Annotated in this window: 18 protein-coding genes; 13 read left to right on the forward strand and 5 right to left on the reverse strand. The window is 67.8% G+C overall.

All coding sequences use genetic code 11. The features are described from left to right. Nucleotides 1–89: 89 nt before the first annotated feature. A complete protein-coding gene (locus tag ACAM54_RS13710; RefSeq protein ID WP_369647922.1) occupies nucleotides 90–1604 on the forward strand; it encodes a helicase HerA-like domain-containing protein in 1515 nt (504 codons plus the stop codon). A gap of 18 nt (nucleotides 1605–1622) precedes the next feature. Here ACAM54_RS13710 and ACAM54_RS13715 read toward each other — a convergent pair whose 3' ends face one another. Both ACAM54_RS13715 and ACAM54_RS13720 read right to left on the reverse strand, forming a co-directional pair. After that, the gene (locus ACAM54_RS13715; RefSeq protein WP_192323752.1) at nucleotides 1623–2264 is read right to left on the reverse strand and encodes an NrsF family protein; all 642 of its coding nucleotides are present in this window, start codon (nucleotides 2262–2264) and stop codon (nucleotides 1623–1625) included. Then, the gene (locus ACAM54_RS13720; protein ID WP_225612904.1) at nucleotides 2261–2842 is read right to left on the reverse strand and encodes a sigma-70 family RNA polymerase sigma factor; all 582 of its coding nucleotides are present in this window, start codon (nucleotides 2840–2842) and stop codon (nucleotides 2261–2263) included. Before ACAM54_RS13720 ends, ACAM54_RS13715 begins: the two co-directional genes overlap by 4 nt. A gap of 171 nt (nucleotides 2843–3013) precedes the next feature. On the opposite strand from ACAM54_RS13720, the gene ACAM54_RS13725 reads away from it, so the two are divergent. The 12 genes from ACAM54_RS13725 (at nucleotide 3014) to ACAM54_RS13780 (ending at nucleotide 15140) form a co-directional block, all read left to right on the forward strand. Beyond that, nucleotides 3014–3433 (forward strand): hypothetical protein, encoded by a 420-nt coding sequence (locus ACAM54_RS13725; RefSeq protein WP_145746726.1) that lies wholly within the window; start codon nucleotides 3014–3016, stop codon nucleotides 3431–3433. A gap of 14 nt (nucleotides 3434–3447) precedes the next feature. After that, nucleotides 3448–3915 (forward strand): DUF6152 family protein, encoded by a 468-nt coding sequence (locus tag ACAM54_RS13730; RefSeq protein WP_145746629.1) that lies wholly within the window; start codon nucleotides 3448–3450, stop codon nucleotides 3913–3915. 100 nt (nucleotides 3916–4015) lie between these two features. Then, on the forward strand, nucleotides 4016–5368 hold the full coding sequence (locus ACAM54_RS13735) for a GTP cyclohydrolase II (protein ID WP_369647923.1): 1353 nt from the start codon (nucleotides 4016–4018) through the stop codon (nucleotides 5366–5368). Continuing rightward, nucleotides 5365–6780 carry a URC4/urg3 family protein gene (locus ACAM54_RS13740; RefSeq protein ID WP_369647924.1) on the forward strand — a complete coding sequence of 472 codons (1416 nt, stop codon included), beginning with the start codon at nucleotides 5365–5367 and terminating at the stop codon, nucleotides 6778–6780. Before ACAM54_RS13735 ends, ACAM54_RS13740 begins: the two co-directional genes overlap by 4 nt. A 33-nt stretch (nucleotides 6781–6813) precedes the next feature. After that, nucleotides 6814–7443, forward strand: a complete 630-nt coding sequence (gene upp, locus ACAM54_RS13745; protein ID WP_021007470.1) for a uracil phosphoribosyltransferase — start codon at nucleotides 6814–6816, stop codon at nucleotides 7441–7443. A gap of 77 nt (nucleotides 7444–7520) precedes the next feature. Beyond that, complete coding sequence (locus tag ACAM54_RS13750; protein ID WP_369647925.1) at nucleotides 7521–8525, forward strand: BMP family protein; 1005 nt, start codon at nucleotides 7521–7523, stop codon at nucleotides 8523–8525. Nucleotides 8526–8533: 8 nt separating this feature from the next. Beyond that, nucleotides 8534–9478: a 5'-methylthioadenosine/S-adenosylhomocysteine nucleosidase gene (locus tag ACAM54_RS13755; RefSeq protein WP_369647926.1), complete on the forward strand. Its 945-nt coding sequence runs from the start codon at nucleotides 8534–8536 to the stop codon at nucleotides 9476–9478. Between the two features lie 136 nt (nucleotides 9479–9614). Then, complete coding sequence (locus ACAM54_RS13760; RefSeq protein ID WP_369647927.1) at nucleotides 9615–11213, forward strand: ABC transporter ATP-binding protein; 1599 nt, start codon at nucleotides 9615–9617, stop codon at nucleotides 11211–11213. Continuing rightward, entirely contained in the window at nucleotides 11213–12274 is a 1062-nt protein-coding gene (locus ACAM54_RS13765) for an ABC transporter permease (protein WP_369650977.1), read from the forward strand. Before ACAM54_RS13760 ends, ACAM54_RS13765 begins: the two co-directional genes overlap by 1 nt. Nucleotides 12275–12398: 124 nt before the next feature. Next, nucleotides 12399–13322, forward strand: a complete 924-nt coding sequence (locus tag ACAM54_RS13770; RefSeq protein ID WP_369647928.1) for an ABC transporter permease — start codon at nucleotides 12399–12401, stop codon at nucleotides 13320–13322. After that, on the forward strand, nucleotides 13322–13783 hold the full coding sequence (locus ACAM54_RS13775; protein ID WP_369647929.1) for a hypothetical protein: 462 nt from the start codon (nucleotides 13322–13324) through the stop codon (nucleotides 13781–13783). Before ACAM54_RS13770 ends, ACAM54_RS13775 begins: the two co-directional genes overlap by 1 nt. Nucleotides 13784–13859: 76 nt before the next feature. Beyond that, nucleotides 13860–15140 (forward strand): amidohydrolase family protein, encoded by a 1281-nt coding sequence (locus ACAM54_RS13780; protein WP_192323742.1) that lies wholly within the window; start codon nucleotides 13860–13862, stop codon nucleotides 15138–15140. Nucleotides 15141–15144: 4 nt separating this feature from the next. On the opposite strand, the gene sbcB is transcribed toward ACAM54_RS13780, so the two are convergent. The 3 genes from sbcB to clpA all read right to left on the reverse strand — a co-directional run bounded on the left by sbcB (nucleotide 15145) and on the right by clpA (nucleotide 20461). Further along, nucleotides 15145–16584, reverse strand: coding sequence for an exodeoxyribonuclease I (gene sbcB / locus ACAM54_RS13785; RefSeq protein ID WP_209536791.1), 1440 nt, complete (start codon nucleotides 16582–16584; stop codon nucleotides 15145–15147). Continuing rightward, a complete protein-coding gene (cls, locus tag ACAM54_RS13790) occupies nucleotides 16585–18030 on the reverse strand; it encodes a cardiolipin synthase (RefSeq protein ID WP_369647930.1) in 1446 nt (481 codons plus the stop codon). It lies immediately after the preceding gene. A gap of 109 nt (nucleotides 18031–18139) precedes the next feature. Continuing rightward, nucleotides 18140–20461, reverse strand: a complete 2322-nt coding sequence (gene clpA / locus ACAM54_RS13795) for an ATP-dependent Clp protease ATP-binding subunit ClpA (protein ID WP_145746617.1) — start codon at nucleotides 20459–20461, stop codon at nucleotides 18140–18142. Nucleotides 20462–20525 lie beyond the last annotated feature (64 nt).

The raw sequence follows: 20525 nt of genomic DNA on the forward strand, positions 1-20525 counted from the left end.
AAACTTTTTCCGTAACTACCTCGGGGGCCGTGGATTATAGGAGGGAGGCTTGATTAGACTGCCCGCTTCGATACGACCCGGAGCCCCTCATGGCCGACCCTCTCTTGATCGCGCGCCACGACACCATCGAGTGCACCCTGCTGCCCAGCCTGGCCAACCGCCACGGCCTGATCACCGGCGCCACCGGCACCGGCAAGACAGTCACCCTGCAGACCATGGCCGAAAAGCTCTCGGGCATCGGCGTTCCGGTGTTCATGGCCGACGTCAAGGGCGACCTGACCGGCATGAGCCAGAAAGGCAGCATCGGCGAAAAAATGGCGGCCACGCTCAAGGAGCGGGGGATCGAGCTGCCCGAATCGGACGCCTGCCCCGTCACCCTGTGGGACGTGTTCGGCGAGCAGGGGCATCCGGTGCGCGCCACCGTCTCCGACATGGGCCCCCTGCTGCTGGGCCGCATGCTCGACGTGAATGAAACGCAAGCCGGCGTGCTGAACCTGGTGTTCAAGATCGCCGACGACAACGGCCTGCTGCTGCTCGACCTGAAGGATCTGCGCGCCATGCTGCAGTACGTGGGCGAGAACGCGAGCCAGTTCACCACCGAGTACGGCAACATCAGCGCCGCCAGCGTGGGCGCCATCCAGCGCGGCCTGCTGCAGATCGAGACCCAGGGCGGCGAGAAGTTCTTCGGCGAGCCGATGCTCAACATCGCCGACTTCATGCAGACGGTGGGCGGCAAGGGCGTGGTCAACATCCTGGCCGCCGACAAGCTCATGAACTCGCCGCGGCTCTACGCCACCTTCCTGCTCTGGATGCTGTCGGAACTGTTCGAACAGCTGCCCGAGATCGGCGACCCCGAACAGCCCAAGCTGGCCTTCTTCTTCGACGAAGCCCACCTGCTCTTCAACGAGGCGCCCAAGGCGCTGGTGGAGCGCATCGAGCTCGTGGTGCGGCTGGTGCGCTCCAAGGGCGTGGGCGTGTATTTCGTGACGCAGAACCCGCTGGACATTCCGGATTCGGTGCTGGCCCAGCTGGGCAACCGCGTCCAGCATGCGCTGCGCGCCTTCACGCCGCGCGACCAGAAGGCCGTCAAGGCCACGGCCACCACCATGCGCCAGAAGCCGGGGCTGGACATCGAAACCGCGATCACCGAGCTTGCGGTGGGCGAGGCGCTGGTGAGTTTTCTCGATGCCAAGGGGCGCCCCAGCGTGACCGAGCGCGTGTTCGTGGTGCCGCCCGGCAGCCAGATCGGCCCCGTCACGGCCGCGCAGCGCCAGGCGGTCATTGCCAATTCGCTCGTCGCCGGCGTGTACGAGAAGACCGTGGACCGCGAATCGGCCTACGAAAAGCTCAAGGGCCGGGCCGAAACCGCACCCGATGCACCGCCGGCCAAAACGGCGGGCGGCGGCAAGGGTGCGGCCGCAACGTCTGAAGGCAGCAGCATGCTGAACGACCTGCTCTTCGGCAGCACGGGTCCGCGCGGCGGCAAGCGCGACGGGCTGGTGCAGACCATGGCCAAGTCGGCGGTGCGGACCATGGGCACCTCGGTCGGCAAGGAGATCCTGCGCGGCGTGCTGGGCGGCATCTTCGGCGCCAAGAAGCGCTGAGAAAGGCCGCAGGGCCGCTCACCAGCGCAGCAGGCGCGGCCCGAGCACGGCGCCCACCAGCACGGGGAGCGCGATGCCGCTCACGTACCAGACCGCGAGGAAAGGCGCCGTCAATTCCATGCAGTGCAGCGCATAGACCGCCGCACCCACCCCGCCGGCCAGCGCGCCGGCGGCCGCACCGGCCAGCGCGGGCCGCGTGGGCGCCAGCCCCTTCAGGGCCAGCAGTGCCGCCGCAAAGACCGGCAGCGCCATGAGCCCGATGCTGACCGCGCAAACTCGCCACGATTCGCCCATGAGCAAGGGCATGCGCTCTTCGGCCGGCGCGTTGAACCAGGCCAGGGCCGCCATCGCCCACACGGCAAGCACCGGCACCGCGATGCCGATCCAGGCGCGCCGCACCGGCACGCCCGGTCGCGCGAGGCGCTGCGCCATCACGAAGGCGGCCGCCGCAATGCACAGCGGAAACAGCACCTTGACCCAGAACATCGGCCAGAACATGGCCTGCACCAGGTCGCGGCGCAATCCGTATTCGGTGAACAGGATCGCGAACGACAGCGGCAGCCCGGCGAGCAGCGCAAGCGCCAGGCGGCGCCCCGCGGCGCGGCGCGGCGCGGCCGTGGCGCCGGTCGCCAGCATGGCCACCAGATCGTCGGTCTTCATGGCGCCTTGCTCCTGAGCCTGGCGGCGAGCGCCTTGAGGCCGCGGTGGATGCCCACCTTCACGGCTGATTCGGACATGCCGGTCAGGCTTGCCGTCTCGGCCACCGAGAGGCCTTCGAGCTTCACGTGCACGATCGGCAGGCGCTGGCGCTCCGGCAGGGTCTGCAGCAGGCCGCCCAGGTCGCGCCGCGCATCGCTGGCCTCGATGGCCGATTCGGCGAACACCGCCAGGTCGTCGTCCAGCGGGTCATGCAGCGCTTCGCGCGCGGACTTGGCGCGCAGCAGGTCGATCATCTTGTAGCGCGCAATCGCATGCACCCAGGCCGTCAGCGGCTGGTCGCTCTGGTAGGTGTGGCGCTGGTTGTGCATGGCGAGCAGGCATTCCTGGACAAGATCTTCCACTTCATCGGGCCAGCCGAACAGGCGCTTGCCCAGAAAGGCGCGCAGATGCGCGCTGAGTTTTTGCAGAAATTCGCGATAAGCGGCTGCGTCGCCGTCGAGGCCGCGCAGGAACAGGCTGCGCAGCGCGGCTTCGGCGTCGCTCGTTCGCCTACTGCTGTCCATTGTGTTTCGTGCCATCGGACCGGCTGGTTACAGCCCTTTCGGAAAAAAGATCCCGCCGGATTGTGCCGTGCCCGGCGCAGACGCCGGCTGCGTCCTAGGCTAAGCTCGCCCGAACCCGTGGAAGGAGCGCCCCATGCCCCCTGCCAGTTCATGCCCTGAACAGTCCGCCGCCCGGAGCTGACGCCGATGCTGGCCGGGCTGGTTTCGCACCCCTGGGCCTATCCGGCGCTGGAGACGGTGCATATCGTCGGCATCGCGCTGCTGTTCGGCGGGCTGCTGGTGTTCGAGTTGCGCGTGCTCGGCCTTGGCCGGGAACTGCCGCAAAGGCAGTTGGCGCATCTGACGCTGTTGCCGGCGCTTGTCGGCTTCGGACTGTGCGCCGCCACCGGCCTCACGATGTTTTCCACGCAGCCCGGCGAGCTGCTGGCCAATTCCGCCTTTCGCATCAAGCTGTTCCTGATCGGCCTGGCAGGCGCCAACGCCATCTGGTTCCACCTTCGAGGCGGACTCGCATCCACCGGCGCCATATCCAGGCTGCAATGCCTGCTCTCGCTGGGGTTTTGGCTCGCTGTCATCATCTGCGGGCGCTGGATTGCCTACGTCTGAGCAAGGAGACCCAGATGATTGAGAGACGCTTGTTCATTGCCGGTTCACTCGGCCTGGCCCTGCCCTCCTGGGCGCACCACGGCTGGAGCAGCTTCGACCAGGACCGCCCGCTCTACCTGGAGGGGCGCGCGACCAAGGTCATGTGGCGCAATCCGCATGGCGAGGTGGAGCTCGAGCTGCCCGAGAACCCGACCCTGCCGGCCGACCTGAAGCAGCGCCCGCTGCCCAGGCAAAGCGCGAATGTCGACGGTCCCGCGCTGCTGGCCAAGGCGCAGCTGCCCACGCGGCGCGACCGCAAGTGGCTGATCGAACTCGCACCGCTCACGCGGCTGCAGGCCTGGGGGCTCGAGGAGATCAAGCCCGGCACCCCGGTGGCCGCGCTGGGCTTCACCTACACCGGTGAAAAAGGCGATCCGGTGCTGCGCGCCGAATACCTGTTCGTCGGCGGCAAGGCCTACGGCCTGCGCTCCTCGCCGGCCTGATCGGCGCACCGGCCGCGGCCCCCGGCGGCAATGACGACCCTCGCGCCCTGCTTGCCAGCCGCGCGAGTGATCGGTACATTGCATTTTTTGAGGGCCTCCAATGTCTGCAGATAGCACAGCGACCCCTTCTGAAACTACCGAGATTTCCGCGATCCCCGCCGTCCCTGCGACTTCAGCGATCCCCGTCTCGCCCCTTCCCCCGCTCCATCCTTCGTCGTCGACCGGCCACATCCGGCTGACCTCCCATGCCGGCGGCTTCGGCGCGCTGCCCATCCGCTGGGGCGCGGCCTCCGCCACCGAACGCGGGCCCGTGGTGGGCACCACGACGAAGCGGGCGCATCGCAACGTCATCGGTACGCACAGCGGGTCATACAGCGTCTATCGCGCACTGGCCGTGGCAGCCGGCGCCCTCAAGCGCGAACACAAGGCCGACCTGACCAACACCGCGCCCACCGACGTGATCGGCCCGTACCCGCAGTGGAGCGAGCCCGGGCGCATCGTCTCGCTCGACCCCTGGGGCGCGCTGGTGGCCGATGTGTTCTCCGCCGAGCTGGCGGCGGGCTACGACATCCGCCCGACCATCGCGATCACCAAGGCCCACGTGATCCTGCCCGAGGTGATCGAGGCGCTGCAAAGCGGCCGCCTCAAGGCCGACGGCCACTTCCTCACCGCCGGCGGCGCGGCCATGGTGACCAAGGCCGCCATCGAGCCCGTGTGGTACCTGCCCGAAGTGGCGCGGCGCTTCGGCTGCTCCGAAACCGACCTGCGCCGCACGCTGTTCGAAGAGACTGGCGGCATGTACCCCGAGCTCGTCACGCGTTCCGACCTCGAGGTGTTCCTGCCGCCCATCGGCGGGCAGACGCTCTACATCTTCGGCAACCCGCGCGACCTGGCCAACCCCGAGGTCGAGCTCACGGCGCGCATCCACGACGAATGCAACGGCTCCGACGTGTTCGGCTCCGACATCTGCACCTGCCGCCCGTACCTCACCCACGCCATCGAGGAATGCATCCAGGGCGCGCAGCGCGGCGGCGTGGGCCTCATCGCCTACTCGCGCAAGGAAGGCCGCGCGCTCGGCGAGGTCACCAAGTTCCTGGTCTACAACGCGCGCAAGCGCCAGGTGGGCGGCGACACGGCCGACCAGTATTTCGCGCGCACCGAGTGCGTGGCCGGCGTGCAGGACATGCGCTTCCAGGAACTGATGCCCGACGTCTTCCACTGGCTCGGCATCAAGAAGATCCACCGGCTCGTGTCGATGAGCAACATGAAGTTCGACGCCATCACCGGTTCGGGCATCGAGATCGGCGAGCGCGTGAACATTCCGGACGAACTGATTCCGGCCGACGCCCGCGTCGAGATGGACGCCAAGATGGCCGCAGGCTATTTCACGCCCGGCCCGGTGCCGGACGCCGAGGAACTCAAGAAGGCCAAGGGCCGGGGATTGAGCGAATGAGCGACCACAAGGAAAACAGCAGCAGCGACTACCTGCCCGCCGATGGCTCGGGCAGCCTGCCGCCGGGCAGCGCGGGAGACATCGATCCGGCGATCGAGTTCACCCCCGATACCAGCCACCCCGCGGGCGCCGCCACGGTGCTGCGCACCACCGCCGCCATCCGCGAGCGTGCCGCGGCGCTGCTGGCGCGCGCGCGCCGGGGCGAGTCGCAGTGGTTCCGCATCGCCGGCAGCGATGTGCTCGAAGACGCGGCGCGCACCGTCGCCGAGGTCACGCGCGAGCGCTATCCCTGGGACACCATCCCGTACCACAGCCGCTGGCGCCACTTCGAGGCCGGCGGCATCGACCGGCTGAAGCAACTCGACGAACTGCTCGGCAAGGGCGTCGATGCCCGGCAGCGCGCCAGCGCGCACATCGACCTCGTGCTGGTGAGCGTGCTGCTCGATGCCGGCGCAGGCCCCGGCTGGCACTACATCGAGCCCGCCACGGGCGAGCGCTTCACGCGCTCCGAGGGCCTGGCCATCGCGAGCTTCCATGCCTTCACGAGCGGCCTGTTCTCGTCCAACCCCGACCATCCGCTGCAGGCCGATGCCGCCGGCCTGCGCGGCCTGGTGACGGATCGGCTCGGCGACGCCTTCCAGGTCAGCGACGTCAATCCGCTGGTGGGCCTGGCCGGCCGTGCGGTGCTGCTGCGCCGGCTCGGCGAGGCGATGAGCGAGCAACCCGAGACCTTCGGCGACGAGGGCCGGCCTGCCGGCATGTTCGATGCGCTGGTGGCTCCGTTCGGCGCGGCCGCACCGCCCACGGCCGAGATCACGGCGCACCAGATCCTCTCGCTGCTGCTCGAAACGCTCTCGGGCATCTGGCCCTCCGCCAATTCCATCGACAGCATCGCGCTCGGCGGCAGCGACACCACGGGCGGCATCGGCTCGAGCGACCCGGCACTGGCGCTCGGCGACTGCTGGCGGCACAGCGCGGTGCGCGGCCCCGGCCTCACCAACGGCTGGATGCCGTTCCACAAGCTGTCGCAATGGCTGACCTATTCGCTGCTCGAACCCTTCGAGTGGGCGGGCGTGAAGGTGCGCCATCTCGATGCGCTCACGGCGCTGCCCGAATACCGCAACGGCGGCCTCTTGATCGACAGCGGCGTGATCGTGCCGAAGGACCCCGCCTTTCTTGCGCGCACCTGGAAAGCCGGCGACGAGTTCATCGTCGAATGGCGCGCCCTCACCGTCGCGCTGCTCGACGAACTGGTGCCGTACGTGCGCAAGATCCTCGACCGCACCGAGGAAGAACTGCCGCTGGCCTGCGTGCTCGAGGGCGGCACCTGGGCCGCCGGCCGCGTGCTGGCACAGCGCTTGCGAGACGGATCGCCACCGCTCCTGATCGAAAGCGACGGCACCGTCTTTTAGACTCCCGGGTCCAGCAACGGCAGAAAAAATCCAATGAGCAACGTCCACCTCGTCGACCACCCCCTCGTCCAGCACAAGCTCACGCTGATGCGCCGCAAGGACGCCTCCACCAACAGCTTCCGCCGGCTCCTGAACGAAATCAGCATGCTCATGGCCTACGAGGTCACGCGCGACATGCCGATGCAGGACATCGAGGTCGAGACCCCGCTCGAGACCATGCAGGCCAAGGTCATCGACGGCAAGAAGCTGGTGCTGGTGTCCATCCTGCGCGCGGGCACCGGCATCCTCGACGGCATGCTCACCGTGGTGCCGGGCGCGCGCGTCGGCCACATCGGCCTGTACCGCGACCCGAAGACGCTGACCGCCGTCGAGTACTACTTCAAGATGCCCGGCGAAATGGAGAACCGCGACGTGATCGTGGTCGACCCGATGCTGGCCACCGGCAACTCGGCGGTGGCCGCGGTCGAACGGCTCAAGGAACTGAACCCCAAGTCGATCAAGTTCGTCTGCCTGCTCACCTGCCCCGAAGGCATCGCGACCATGCAGAAGGCCCACCCCGACGTGCCGATCTACACCGCCGCGATCGACCGGGAGCTCAACAGCCACGGGTACATCCTTCCCGGGCTCGGCGACGCCGGTGACAGAATTTTCGGCACGAAGTGACGCCGACGTCCTCTGACGGCGGCCTGCTGCTCATCTGGCAGCAACAAGAAAATTTCCATACCTCGAGGAGAAGCACCGTGACAGCACGCCGTCAGTTGATCATTCGTTCCGCCGCCATTGCCGCAGCAGCGCTTGCGGCCGGCGCGCCGGGCCTTGCGCTCGCGCAGGCCAAGCTCAAGGTGGCGGCGGTGTACACCGTGCCTTTCGAGCAACAATGGGTCGGCCGCATCCACAAGGCGCTCAAGGCGGCCGAGGCGCGCGGCGAGATCGAATACAAGGCGACCGAGAACGTCAGCAACGCCGACTACGAGCGCGTGATGCGCGAGTACGCCACCGGCGGCAACCAGCTGATCCTCGGCGAGGTGTTCGGCGTGGAAGCGGCGGCGCGCAAGGTCGCGAAAGACTTTCCCAAGGTCGCCTTCCTCATGGGCTCTTCGCTCAAGCCGCAGGCGCCCAACTTCAGCGTGTTCGACAACTACATCCAGGAGCCGGCGTACCTGAGCGGCATGGTGGCTGGCGGCATGACCAAGAGCAATCGCATCGGCATGGTCGGCGGCTTCCCGATTCCCGAAGTGAACCGGCTCATGAATGCGTTCATGGCGGGCGCGAAGGAAACCAATCCCAAGGTCGAATTCAGCGTCAGCTTCATCAACAGCTGGTTCGATCCGCCCAAGGCCAAGGAAGCGGCCTTCGCGATGATCGACAAGGGGGCAGACGTGATGTACGCCGAGCGCTTCGGTGTCTCGGACGCGGCCAAGGAAAAAGGCAAGCTCGCGATCGGCAACGTGATCGACACGCAGGCGCAGTACCCCGATACGGTGGTGGCTTCGGCGCTCTGGAACTTCGAACCCTCGGCCGACCGCGCGATCAAGCTCGTGAAGGAAGGCAAGTTCACGGCCGAGGACTACGGCCCTTATTCGATGATGAAGCACAAGGGCTCCGAACTCGCGCCGCTGGGCACCTTCGAGAAGAAGGTGCCGGCGGACATCGTCGCCAAGGTCAAGGCCAAGCAGGCCGACATCCTCGCGGGCAAGGTCACTATCAAGGTCGACGATTCGCAGCCGAAGTCGACCGCGAAGTGAAGGGTCCGATGACGATGCGCTGGCGTTCTCTTCTCGCGGCCGGCGTGCTGGCCTTCGGCTTGGCCGGCTGTGCCGGTGTCTACAAGAGCCCCGGCGCCGCCGACGGCAGCGTGCGGCTGGACGACACGCCGCGCATCGCGGTGATCTCGGCCTTCCAGCCCGAGCTCACGCTGCTGCTGAACCGGCTCCAGCAGCCGGCGAAGCACAGCGTCAACGGCGTCGAGTTCACCACCGGCACGCTCGAAGGCAAGCCGGTCGTGCTGTTCCTCTCCGGCATCAGCATGACCAACGCGACGATGAACACGCAGCTGGTGCTCGACCGCTTTCGCGTCAGCCACATCGTGTTCAGCGGCATCGCGGGCGGCGTGAACCCGCAGCTGCACGTGGGTGACGTCACGGTGCCGGCGCAATGGGGCCAGTACCTCGAGGTGCTGATGGCGCGCGAAACCGCGCCCGGCAAGTTCACCGCGCCGCCCTTCATCACCGATGCCACGCTGCCCAATTTCGGCATGATGCATCCGCGGCCGGTGGAAGTGCGTTCCGCGGCGCATCCGCAGATCGCGCGCAAGTTCTGGTTCGAGGCGGACCCCAAGATGCTCGAGGTGGCGCGCAGCATCCGCAATGTCGACCTGGCGAACTGCAGCGCCGGCAAGTGCCTGGCGCGCAAGCCCCAGCTCGTCGTCGGCGGCAACGGCGTCTCGGGCCAGGCCTTCATGGATAACAAGGCCTACCGCGAATACACCTTCAAGACCTTCCAGGCCAACGTGCTCGACATGGAAACGGCGGCCGTAAGCATGGTGGCCTACAGCAACGGCGTGCCTTACATCGCCTTCCGCTCCCTCAGCGACCTGGCGGGCGGCGGCGAAGGCGAGAACGAGATGGGCACCTTCATGGGCATTGCGGCCGACAACTCGGCCAAGGTCATGCTGGCGTTCCTGGCTGCATGGAAATGACCCTGCCTTTTCTCCCTCCCCTTTCGGGGGAGGGTTGGGGTGGAGGCACGCGGCCTTCGATCGATCACCGTGGCGTTGCGGGCGCTGCTCGCCCTCATCCCAGCCTTCCCCCGGAAGGGGAAGGAGCAATACCTTCATGAGCAGCACAGCGGTTCTCCGCCTCCACGGCATCACCAAGCGCTTCGGCACCCTCGTCGCCAACGACGCCGTCTCCCTCGACCTGCATGCGGGTGAGGTGCTCGCGCTGCTGGGCGAGAACGGCGCGGGCAAGTCGACGCTCATGTCCATTCTGTTCGGCCACTACGTCGCCGACGAAGGCAGCATCGAGGTGTTCGGTGCGCCACTGCCTGCGGGCAATCCCAAGGCGGCGCTGGCCGCGGGCGTGGGTATGGTGCACCAGCACTTCACGCTGGCCGACAACCTCAGCGTGCTCGACAACGTGATGATGGGCACGGAGCCGCTCTGGCGCCCGGTCTCGCGCCGGGCAGCCGCACGCGCGAAGCTGCTCGAGGTGGCGCAGCGCTTCGGCCTGCCGGTACAGCCCGACGCCAAGATCGGCAGCCTCTCGGTCGGCGAGCGGCAGCGCGTCGAGATCCTCAAGGCGCTGTACCGCGGCGCGCGCATCCTGATCCTCGACGAGCCGACCGCCGTGCTGACGCCGCAGGAAAGCGAAGCCCTGTTCGCCACGCTCGCACAGATGGTGGCGCAGGGCCTGTCGGTGATCTTCATCAGCCACAAGCTGGGCGAGGTGCTGCGCGTGTCGCAGCGCATCGCGGTGCTGCGCGGCGGCAAGCTGGTGGCCGAGGCGCGCACTGCCGAGACCACGCAGGCGCAGCTCGCGCTGTGGATGGTCGGGCATGAGGTCGAAACCCCGCAGCGCCGGCCGGCCAGATCGGTGGGCGATGCGGTCTGCGTGCTCGACCACGTGAGCACCGCATCGGACAAGGACCAGGGGCAGAACCGGTTGCGCGAGGTGTCGCTCACGCTGCGCGCCGGCGAGATCACCGCCATCGCGGGCGTCTCGGGCAACGGCCAGGCGGCGCTGGCCGAGCTGCTGTGCGGCACGCGCCGCGCCACCTCGGGCACGGCCCTCCTGATGGGCCGCGCGCTGCCGCCCTCGCCCGCCCGGCTGGTGCAGCGCGGCGTCGCGCGCATTCCCGAGGACCGGCACGCGGTTGGCGTGGTCGGCGACCTGCCGGTGTGGGAGAACGCGGTGTCGGAGCGGCTGCGCAGCCCGGTCTTCTCGCGCTGGTCGTGGTTCGTGCGGCGCGCGGCCGCGCGGCTGCATGCGCGGCGCATCGAAAAGGCGTTCGACGTGCGCGGCGCAGGCCTGATGGCGCCGGCCCGTTCGCTTTCGGGCGGCAACATGCAGAAGCTGATCCTGGGGCGCGCGCTGCTCGCGCCCGAGCAGGATGAAGAAGACCCGGACAACAGGAAATACCCGACCCGTGCGCCGCGGCTTATCGTCGCGCACCAGCCGACCTGGGGCCTGGACATCGGCGCCGTCGCCTACGTGCAGCAGCAGCTCATTGCCGCGCGCGATGCGGGTGCGGCGGTGCTGGTGATTTCCGACGACCTCGACGAAGTGCTTGCGCTCGGCGACCGCGTGGCCGTGATGCATGGCGGCCACCTCGGCGAAGCACGCCCGGTCGCGGCCTGGACGCGCGAAGCCATCGGGCTGGCGATGGCCGGCGCGGCGGCGCCGCAGCAGCCACACGCGGGAGCCACGCCATGATGCGGCTCGAACGACGCCACCAAAGCTCGCGCGCCGCGCTGGTGCTGGCACCCATCGGCGCGGTGGCCTTCACGATGGCGGTGAGCGCGCTGCTCGTGCTCTGGGCCGGCGCACCGGTCGACCGCACCTACGCATTGCTGCTGCAGGGCGGCTTCGGCTCGGTGTTCGCGTGGAGCGAAACGCTGACGCGCGCCATTCCGCTGATCCTTACGGGGCTGGCCGCGACGGTCGCCTTCAAGGCGCGGCTCTTCAACATCGGCGCCGAGGGGCAGCTGTTCGCGGGCGCCCTCGCGGCCGTGGCCGTGGGCGGCATGCATGGGGGCAGCGGCTTCGAGCTGCCGCCCTGGCTGCTGTTTCCGCTGATGATGCTGGCCGCCGCCGCGGCGGGCGCCCTGCTGCTGCTCGGCCCGGCGCTCATGAAGAACAGGCTCGGCGTCGACGAGGTGGTGACCACGCTGCTGATCAACTTCATCGTGCTGCTCGGCGTGTCGGCGCTGCTCGACGGGCCGATGAAGGACCCGAGCGCCATGGGCTGGCCGCAGAGCGTGTCTCTGCAGTCCGAACTCGAACTCGGCAAGCTGGTCGCGCAAACGCGCGTGCACACCGGCCTCGTCTGGGCCGTGTCGCTCGCCGTGATGGTGTGGGCGATCTTCAAGTACACGGTGCTGGGCTTCGACATTCGCGCAGTCGGCGCCAATGCGCGCGCCGCCGCCTTTGCCGGCGTGCCGGTCACGCGCACCGTGGTGATGGTGGCGCTGCTCTCGGGTGCGCTGGCGGGCCTTGCGGGTGCCATCGAGGTGGCGGGACGCACCAGCTACGTCACGCTCGACATGTCGCCGGGCTACGGCTACACGGGCATCGTGATCGCGATGCTTGCGGGCCTGCATCCCCTGGGCGTGATCGCCGCGGGCGTATTCGTGGCCGGCGTGCTGGTCGGGGCCGACACCATGAGCCGCGCCGCGGGCGTGCCGACCTACATCGCCGACGTCATCGTCGCGGCCTCGCTGGTCGCGGTGCTGGTGGCGACGCTGCTGACGCAATACCGGGTGCGGATGAAATGACCGATCTGGCGCCTGCGTCTTTGCTCCTTCCCCCGCCGGGGGAAGGCTGGGATGGGGGCATCGGCGCCCACATCGAGCGCCGCGTGCCCCCACCCTCCCCCGGAAGGGGAGGGAGAAACACGAAATGACCGACCTGTTCGACATCCTCGCCAACCCGGCTTTCTGGGTCGCGGTGCTGCGCATCGCCACGCCGCTGATCCTTGGCACGCTGGGCGTGCTGCTGTGCGAGCGCGCGGGCGTGCTCAACCTCGGCATCGAGGGAATCATGGTCGCGGGCGCCTTCACCGGCTGGCTCGCGGTGTATGCCGGCGCGCCGCTCTGGGCCGGCGTCGGCGTGGCCGCGCTCACCGGCATGGCGTTCGGGCTGCTGCACGCCTTTCTCACGGTGGGCCTGGCCCTGTCGCAGCACGTCTCGGGGCTGGGTATCACGCTGCTGGCCACCGCGCTGAGCTACTTCGGCTACCGCGTGAGCTTTCCGAAGGTGAACACGCCGCCGACCATCACGCCGTTCGCGCCGATGGAGTGGCTGCCGGTGCCCATCCTGAAAGCACAGACCACGCTCACGCTGTTCGCGCTGCTGCTCGTGCCGGCCGTCGCCTGGGTGCTGTACCGCACGCCGCTCGGGCTCGCCGTGCGCATGGTCGGCGAAAACCCGCAGGCGGCCGAGAGCCAGGGCGTATCGGTCGCGGCCACGCGTACCGGCGCCATCGTGGCGGGTTCGGCGCTGATGGGCATGGCTGGCTCCTTCCTCACGCTGTCGGCCTTCAATGCCTTCTTCTTCAACATGGTGAACGGCCGCGGCTGGATCTGCGTGGCGCTGGTGGTGTTCGCCTCGTGGCGGCCGGGCAAGGCCCTGCTCGGTGCGCTGCTGTTCGCATTCTTCGATGCGCTGCAGCTGCGGCTGCAACAATCGGGCGATGCCGTGCTGCCCTACCAGATCTACCTGATGCTGCCGTACCTGCTGTCGATCCTCGCGCTGGTGCTGGTGGCGCGCAAGGCGAGCTATCCGCAGGCGCTGATGAAGCCCTATCGCAAGGGGGAGCGTTGATGAAGACGAAGACCGCCGCAGGACGAGGAATCCTGTTCGCTGCACTGCTGGCGCTATGCGGCGCAGGCGCGCACGCGCTGGGCAGCGACTACGGCTACGACACCTTCAAGACCCCCGATTCGGTCAGCTGGGTGCAGCTGTGCGGCACATGGGGCAAGGACCACCAGGGCACGTACCGCGTGGTCCATGCCGAGCAGTACGCGCAATCCTTTCTCTATGTGCAGCGGATGACGCGCGATGCCAACGGCAGCCTGCATGCCGCGCACACCACCGCCATCGCCGAACTCGACAACGACCACGCCGAGATCGCGCTCGCCGAACTCACTTGCCGCGCCACGCCGCGCGGCATCGTGGTGACGGCGCGCGCCACCTCCGGCCATGATGACAAGCTGCGCCGCGTGACCATCGAGGTGGGGCCGGCGCCCGGGCAGTACCGCTATCGGGCGCAGCGCACGCGCTGAACGAATCTCCCTCGCGGTCACCTGCGCTGCGCATGCGACCGAAAATCCCCCGCATCCGCACCTCGGAGCCCCCACGATGCTCGACCTCCTGATCACCAACGCCACCCTCCCCGACGGCCGCCCGGACATGTCGATCGCGGTGCAGGGCGGCCGCATCACCGAAGTCACCGCCGGGCTCGACGCGCCGGCGCTCGACAAGCTCGATGCCCAGGGCCTGCTCGTTGCGCCGCATTTCGTCGATCCGCACTTCCACATGGATGCCACGCTGAGCTATGGCCTGCCGCGCATCAACCAGAGCGGCACCTTGCTCGAAGGCATTGCGCTGTGGGGCGAACTCAAGCCGCTGCTCACGGCCGACGCGCTGATCGAGCGTGCGCTGGCCTATTGCGACTGGGCGGTGGCCAAGGGCCTGCTGGCCGTGCGCTCGCATGTGGACACGAGCGACCCGAGTCTGCTCGCGGTCGATGCGCTGCTCGAGGTCAAGCGCAAGGTCGCGCCGTACCTCGACCTGCAGCTCGTGGCCTTTCCGCAGGATGGCGTGCTGCGCTCGGCGGGCGGCGTGGACAACCTGAAGCGCGCGCTCGACAAGGGCGTCGACGTGGTCGGCGGGATTCCGCATTTCGAGCGCACCATGGCCGATGGCGCCGCCAGCGTCAAGCTGCTGATGGAGCTTGCAGCCGAGCGCGGCAAGCTGGTCGACATGCACTGCGATGAGTCGGACGACCCGCTCTCGCGCCACATCGAAACGCTGTCTGCCGAGACCTGGCGCCTCGGCATGCAGGGCCGCGTGACGGGCTCGCACTGCACCTCGATGCATTCGATGGACAACTACTATGTGAGCAAGCTGCTGCCGCTGATTGCGCAAAGCGGCGTCAGCGTCGTTTCCAACCCGCTCATCAACATCACGCTGCAGGGCCGCCACGACAGCTATCCCAAGCGCCGCGGCATGACGCGCGTGCCCGAGCTGATGGCCGCCGGCGTGAACGTCGCCTTCGGCCATGACTGCGTGATGGACCCGTGGTACGGCATGGGCTCGGGCGACATGCTCGAGGTGGCGCACATGGGCCTGCACGTCGCGCAGATGACCAGCCAGGCCGGCATCCGCCAGTGCTTCGAGGCGGTGACCACGAACGCCGCGCGCGTGATGCACCTCGAAGGCTACGGCCTCGAGGCGGGCTGCGACGCGAGCTTCGTGCTGCTGCAGGCGCGCGACCCGGTCGAGGCGATCCGGCTGCGCGCGACGCGGCTCAAGGTGTTCCGCAAGGGGCGCCTGCTGGCGGAAACGCCGGCCGCGACGGCCACGCTGCATCTGCCGGGCCGCGCGCAGGCCACCAGCTGGATGAGCCGCAAGTCCTAGCGTCTCAGGCTTCGGGCGCGATGGCCTCGGCGTACTCGTAGAGCGCGCCCAGGATCTCTTCGCCGCGCTCGTCCGCGGTCTCGGACAGCGCATCGACTTCGCTGAACAGCATTTCGATGGTGCGCGCCCCGCCCTCGCCCTTGAACAGCCGCGCGGCGCGCAGCGCCTCCCAGCGTTCGGCCTCTTCCGGGCTGAGCAGCTCGGGCCAGTTGCGTGCACGGTAGCGAAAGAGGATTTCCTCGAGCCGCCCGTCGTCGAAGCCGGTGCGGTCCTTGGCGAGCTCCTCGGGCGACAGCGCGCGCAGCTGGTTCAGTCGGCGCCGGTCGCCGTTGCCGACGAAGCCGCCGTAGAGGTCCTCATCGACATCGGGCACCGCCTCCTTGGGGCGGGCGTACACCTGCGACCAGATGGCACTCATGTCGGGCAGGTCGCGCGCAATGGCCGCATGGCGCAGCGCTGCATCGAGGTCGACGTTCCAGCGCTCGGCCATGGCCGGCGCGAGCGTGCGCAGGTTGCCGACGACCATGGGCGACTTGTTCAGGTGGATGCCCTTGACCGGCAGGCGGACCATGCCTTCAGGCAGGTCGGCGGTGCGCGTGAACAAGCGCAGGCGCAAAGTCTCAACGTCCAGATCGCGCAGCTCGCTGGGGTCGTGGGCCAGGTCCCAGGCGATCAGTTCGTTCTTGTTGGTTGGATGGCTCGCGAGCGGCCACATCACGCCGAGGCAGCCGCGCTCGACCGGGAACATGCCCGATACGTGCAGGAAAGGCCGCGCCGTCTCGCGCATGGCCGGCAGGCCGAGCTCGCTGGCAACGCGGTCCTTCTTGTGCAGGCCGAAGGCGAATTCGAACAGCTTGGGCTGGCGCTCGCGAATGAGCCGCGCCAGTGCGATGGTGGCGCGCACGTCGGACAGCGCATCGTGCGCGGACTCGTGCAGCAGGCCATTGGCGCGCGCCAGGTCCTCGAGCTTGAAGCTGGGCTTGCCGTCTTCCTTCTTCGGCCACTCGATGCCGTCGGGCCGCAGCGCATAGGTGAGGCGCACCACGTCCAGCAGGTCCCAGCGGCCGCAGTCGTTCTGCCATTCGCGGGCGTACGGGTCGATGAGGTTGCGCCAGAACAGGAAGCGCGTGACCTCGTCGTCGAAGCGGATGGTGTTGTAGCCCACGCCGATGGTGCCGGGCTGCGAGAAGGCCTTCTCGATCTGCGCGGCAAAGGCATGCTCGGGGATGCCGCGCTCCAGGCAGAGCTGGGGCGTGATGCCGGTGATCAGGCAGGCCTCGGGGCTGGGCAGGTAGTCGGGCGCCGGCTTGCAATAAATCATCAGCGGCTCGCCGATCTCATTGAGCTCGGCGTCGGTGCGGATGGCGGCAAACTGCGATGGCCGGTCGCGGCGCGGCACGGCGCCGAAGGTTTCGTAGTCGTGCCAGAGAAAGGTGTGGTTCATTCAGAGCAAGGGGGAAAACAATCGTGCAAGCGCGTCGCCGAGGCGGCGCCAGAAACTCTGCGGCCGGTGGGCGCGCACCGCACCGGAGCTGTGGAGATCGGTCTCGAACTGCGCGGCCAGGGGGCGTGCCAGTTCGGGACCGTAGACCACCGCGCTCACTTCGAAATTGAGCCTGAAGCTGCGGTTGTCGAAATTCGCGGTACCGATCATCGCGCAATGGTCGTCGACCACCAAGGTCTTGGAATGCAGCATGCGCGCCTTGTACTCCCAGACCTTGACTCCCGACGCAATCAGCTCATCGAAGTAGGAGCGCGCGGCCGCGCTCACGATGGCCGAATCGCTGCGCCGCGGCACCAGGAGGCGCACGTCCACGCCGCGCAGTGCCGCGCTGGTGAGCGCCATCATGGCGGGCTCGCCGGGCACGAAGTACGGCGTGGTGAGCCAGGCCCGCTCGCTCGCCGAATGGATCGCCTCCACGTGCATGCGGTGGATGGGCTCCAGCATGTTGTCCGGGCCGCTGGTCACGATCTGCACGGGAATGTCGCCGGCTTCGACCTGCGGCAGCATCGCGCCCATCAGGTGGTCGATGTCGCGGAGGTCTTCGCCGGTGGCATAGGTCCAGTCCTCGAGGAAGGTGGTCTGAAGCCAGCGCACCGCGCTGCCCTCGATGCGCAGGTGGACGTCATGGTAGGCGTCGGGCCGGGTGCGCTTGTCTTCCTCGTCGGTGATGTTGACGCCGCCGGTAAAGCCCACGCGGCCGTCGCACACGACGATCTTGCGGTGGGTGCGGTAGTTGGTCACCGGGCGCAGGCGGCGGCCGATGCGCGTGTCGTGGAAGAGCGCAACCTGCACGCCCGCGGCACGCAGCGGCGCCATGAACTTGCGGCCGATGCGCTTGGAGCCCAGTGCGTCGAGCAGCAGGCGCACGGCCACGCCCTGCCGGGCGCGCTCCACCAGCAGGTCGCGCAGCGCGGTGCCGATCTTGTCGGGCTCGAAGATGTAGTACTCGAGATGGATGTGGTCGCGCGCCGCGCGCACCGCGTCGAAGATGGCATCGAAGGTGCGCGCGCCGCCCGAAAGCAGCGCCACGCCCGTCGCGCTGGACACCGGCAGCCCACAGGCCGCGGTCCCCAGCCGTGCCATCTGCTGCAGCGCCGGCGGCGCGTTCTGCGCCGCGTCGCGCACGCGCGCCAGATCGGCCTGCGTATGCGCGCTGGCGCGGCTGCGCAGGCGCCTGACGCGCTGCTTGCGCAGGCGCTGCGGCCCGAGGAAGTAATAGATGACGAAGCCCGCGAACGGCAGCAATGCGAGCGACAGGATCCAGCTCATGGTGGACACCGGCGCGCGCTTCTGCATCACGATCCAGACCGACAGCACGGCGATATAGCCGCTCCAGGCCAGGGAGAGGCCGGTTTTCCATTCCTGGCTGAGTTCGGGGAGGATCAAAGTAAAACTGCGTACGGATAGATTTCGGCCAAAAAAAAGCCGGCAGCGAATGCTACCGGCCTTTTGGGTACTGCCAGGAAGAGCGCGGAACCGGCTTTGCCGGTCCGCCTTATCCAGCAGCAGCTTCCTCGGCTTCGGGCTTGGACTTGCCTTCCTTCTTCGGCAGCGGCTGGATGTCCAGCTGCACTTCGCCCTTGTCGTCGATGTCGACCGACAGGCGGCCGCCATCGATCAGGCGTCCGAACAGCAGCTCGTCGGCCAGCGCGCGACGGATCGTGTCCTGGATCAGCCGCTGCATCGGGCGGGCGCCCATCAGCGGATCGAAGCCCTTCTTCGCCAGGTGCTTGCGCAGGCCATCGCTGAAAGTGACGTCGACCTTCTTCTCGGCCAGCTGCGTTTCCAGCTGCAGCAGGAACTTGTCGACCACGCGCAGGATGATCTGCTCGTCGAGCGCCTTGAAGCTCACGATCGCGTCCAGGCGGTTGCGGAACTCCGGCGTGAACAGGCGCTTGATGTCGGCCATCTCGTCGCCCGCCTGGCGCGGGTTGGTGAAGCCGATGGTCGCCTTGTTCATGGTCTCGGCACCCGCGTTGGTGGTCATCACGATGATCACGTTGCGGAAGTCGGCCTTGCGTCCGTTGTTGTCCGTCAGGGTGCCGTGGTCCATGACCTGCAGCAGCACGTTGAAGATGTCCGGATGCGCCTTCTCGATTTCGTCGAGCAGCAGCACCGCGTGCGGCTTCTTCGTGATGGCTTCGGTCAGCAGGCCGCCCTGGTCGAACCCGACGTAGCCCGGAGGCGCGCCGATCAGCCGGCTCACCGCATGGCGCTCCATGTATTCGGACATGTCGAAGCGGATGAGCTCGATGCCCATGATGTAGGCCAGCTGCTTGGCCGCTTCGGTCTTGCCGACGCCGGTGGGGCCGCTGAACAGGAACGAGCCGATCGGCTTGTCCTCGCGGCCGAGGCCCGAGCGCGCCATCTTGACGGCCGAAGCCAGCACCTCGAGCGCCTTGTCCTGGCCGAACACGACGCTCTTGAGGTCGCGCTCGATCGTCTGCAGCTTGCCGCGGTCGTCATTGCTGACGTTGGCCGGGGGAATGCGCGCGATCTTCGCGACGATGTCCTCGACCTCGGTCTTGCTGATGGTCTTCTTGCGCTTGTTCGCCGGCAGGATGCGCTGGGCAGCGCCGGCCTCGTCGATCACGTCGATGGCCTTGTCGGGCAGGTGGCGGTCGTTGATGTACTTGGCGCTCAGCTCGGCCGCGGCCTGCAGGGCCGCCACTGCGTACTTGACGCCATGGTGCTCTTCGAAACGCGACTTCAGGCCCTTCAGGATGTCGACGGTTTCCTGCACCGTCGGCTCGACCACGTCGACCTTCTGGAAACGGCGCGACAGGGCCGCGTCCTTCTCGAAGATGCCGCGGTATTCGCTGAAGGTGGTGGCGCCGATGCACTTGAGCTGGCCGCTCGAGAGCGCCGGCTTCAGCAGGTTCGACGCGTCGAGCGTGCCGCCCGAGGCTGCGCCCGCACCGATCAGGGTGTGGATCTCGTCGATGAACAGGATCGCGTTCGGCTTGTCCTTGAGCGACTTGAGCACGCCCTTCAGGCGCTGCTCGAAATCGCCGCGGTACTTGGTGCCGGCCAGCAGCGCGCCCATGTCGAGCGAATAGACCTGCGCCTCGGCGAGGATCTCGGGCACGTCGGTCTGCGTGATGCGCCAGGCCAGGCCCTCGGCGATGGCGGTCTTGCCCACCCCGGCCTCACCCACCAGCAGCGGGTTGTTCTTGCGCCGGCGGCACAGGATCTGGATCACGCGCTCGACCTCGTATTCGCGGCCGATCAGCGGATCGATCTTGCCGTCCTTGGCAAGCTGATTGAGGTTCTGCGTGAACTGCTCGAGCGGCGAAGCCTTCTCGTTCTTTTCCGCGCCGCCTTCTTCACCCTCGCCCGAGGGCGATTCGCTGCTGCCCTTGACGGCCTCGGGCGGATCGCTCTTCTTGATGCCGTGGGCAATGAAGTTCACCACGTCCAGGCGGGTCACGCCCTGCTGGTGGAGGTAGTACACCGCGTGCGAGTCCTTCTCGCCGAAGATCGCGACCAGCACGTTGGCGCCGGTGACTTCCTTCTTGCCGTTGCCGGTGGACTGCACGTGCATGATGGCGCGCTGGATCACGCGCTGGAAACCCAGCGTCGGCTGGGTGTCTACATCGTCGGTACCCGCCACCTGGGGCGTGTTGTCCTTGATGAAGTTGGTGAGCGACGCCCGCAGGTCGTCGACGTTGGCCGAGCAGGCGCGCAGGACCTCTGCGGCGCTCGGGTTGTCCAGCAAAGCGAGCAACAGATGCTCCACGGTGATGAACTCGTGGCGCTGCTGCCTGGCCTCGACGAAGGCCATGTGCAAGCTGACTTCCAGTTCCTGGGCAATCATGTGATTTCCTTTTGCCTTGCTGTAAATAAATTCTCAGATGGGTTTGAGCGCGCGCAATTCAACT

It is taken from the genome of Variovorax sp. V93 (genome assembly GCF_041154485.1).
Lineage (GTDB): Bacteria > Pseudomonadota > Gammaproteobacteria > Burkholderiales > Burkholderiaceae_C > Variovorax > Variovorax beijingensis_A.